Origin of the sequence: Collinsella sp. AF15-51 (assembly GCF_003462845.1) — a bacterium.
GTDB lineage: Bacteria > Actinomycetota > Coriobacteriia > Coriobacteriales > Coriobacteriaceae > Collinsella.
In genome coordinates this window covers 1-2079 of the sequence record NZ_QRYG01000039.1, presented here as the reverse complement: position 1 = coordinate 2079, position 2079 = coordinate 1, and the positions used below count along the sequence as shown (strand labels likewise).

Genomic DNA, 2079 nt, shown 5'->3' with positions numbered 1-2079 from the left:
CGGCACCGAGCCGTCATCGAACTTAGAAGGGGGGAGGCCTCGCGGCCTCCCCCTTTTTGCGTTAAAAGGCGACATTCTCTATGTAATCAAATCAATCCAATCATCCACCGGTGAATATAAACGTTCACCGTTCTGTGGCCGGTTCTCTGTTCTCAATGGACTAATATTTGCTTTAGCGCGCTGATGCGCTTGTCCTGTTTTACACGGGTCGTTTTATTGATTGTGACGGAAGGACTCACATGGCAGATGTTCATGAGCTGCTTGATACTTGGATTGCCAATGTCAAGGACGAGGAGCTCCTCGCAGAGCTCAACACGATGAAGGAGCAGGGTGATGAGGACGCCATCACCGACGCTTTCTTCCAGGATCTCGCCTTCGGTACTGCCGGTCTTCGCGGCACTATCGGTGCGGGCACTAACCGTATGAATATCTATACGGTCGGTCGCGCGACGCAGGGTTTTGCTGACTATCTCAATACGACCTTTGAGCATCCGACGGTTGCCATCGCTCGCGATAGCCGCAATAAGGGTGAACTGTTCGTTAAGACGACGGCTGCCATTCTTGCAGCAAACGGCGTGACTGCCCTCGTGTATCCCAAGATTTCTCCTGTGCCGACGCTCTCCTGGGCCGTCCGTGATCTTAAGTGCTCCGGTGGCATTTGCATGACCGCTAGTCATAACCCGGCGCCGTATAACGGCTATAAGGCCTATGGCCCCGACGGCTGCCAGATCACCAGCGAGGCCGCCGATGCAATTTCTAAGGCTATCGCCGAGACGGATACGTTCACCGGCGTGAAGTCCATGGACTTCGATGAGGCTCTTGAGCAGGGTCTGGTCAAATGGATCGATGACTCGTGCCTCGAGCGTTATTACGACGCCGTTCTCGCCCGCGGCGTTACGAATCTTTCTGCCGAGGAGATTGCTGGCGCACCGCTCAAGCTTGTCTATACGCCGCTGAATGGTACCGGCCTCATTCCCGTCACCACGGTGCTCGAGCGCGCTGGCATCACTGATGTCACGGTTGTTCCCGAGCAGAAGGAACCGAACGGCGATTTCCCGACCTGCCCGTATCCTAATCCCGAGATCCGTCAGGCCATGCAGAAAGGCATCGATCTCTGTGAGCAGGTTCACCCTGATTTGCTGCTTGCAACCGATCCTGACGCCGACCGTGTTGGCGTTGCCGTTAAGAATGGCGACGACTATCTGCTGCTGACCGGCAATGAGATGGGCGTTCTGCTGCTCGACTATATCTGCAAGACCCGTGCTGCCCGCGGTGAGGACCTCACTAAGAAGGTTGCCGTTACTACTATCGTTTCTTCCGCCATGGTCGATGCTCTGGCCGAGGAGTATGGCTTTGAGCTTCGTCGCTGCCTGACGGGCTTCAAGTACATCGGTGACATCATTACCTCGCTTTCCGATGCTGGTGAAGTAGATCGCTTTATCTTCGGTTTTGAGGAGAGCTACGGCTATCTGGCTGGCGACCATGTGCGCGACAAGGACGCCGTGAGCACTTCGTTGCTGATTTGCCAGATGGCTCAGTATTACAAGCTGCAGGGTAAGAACCTCGCCGATGCGATGCACGAGCTGTACGAGAAGTATGGCTACTATCACAATAAGACGATTTCGCTGAGCTATCCGGGTGCTGAGGGTGCGGCAAAGATGGCCGGCATCATGGCCGGTCTGCGCGAGAACCCGCCTGCGGAGCTCGCCGGTTCTAAGATTGAGGCCGTCGTGGATTACAACACCTGCGTGAACGGCCTGCCGAAGGCTAATGTCATTGAGTTCGATCTCGAGGGTGGCAACAAGGGTATCGTCCGTCCTTCTGGCACCGAGCCCAAGATCAAGCTGTATATCTTTGCCAAGGGCGCGGATGCCGCCGAGGCTGATGCAGCACTTGACGCGATTGAGGAGTCCGGTCGCAAGCTGTTGGCATAAGGTATTTAAGAGTCTATTACTGTAGATAGGCGAAAGAGGGGATCTCGGAAACGAGGTTCCCTCTTATATTTACCCAGCCGAGAGTCCTTATATGTGTAGGAAATGTGTACGCCCAGATTCCCGCCCCCGGGGGCCCTCCGGTCTG

1 protein-coding gene is annotated in these 2079 nt (G+C 55.4%); it reads left to right on the top strand.

Going from position 1 to position 2079, the window contains the following annotated elements:
• The first annotated feature begins 239 nt into the window (after positions 1–239).
• On the top strand, positions 240–1934 hold the full coding sequence (locus tag DWW51_RS10120) for a phospho-sugar mutase (protein WP_117774416.1): 1695 nt from the start codon (positions 240–242) through the stop codon (positions 1932–1934).
• Positions 1935–2079 lie beyond the last annotated feature (145 nt).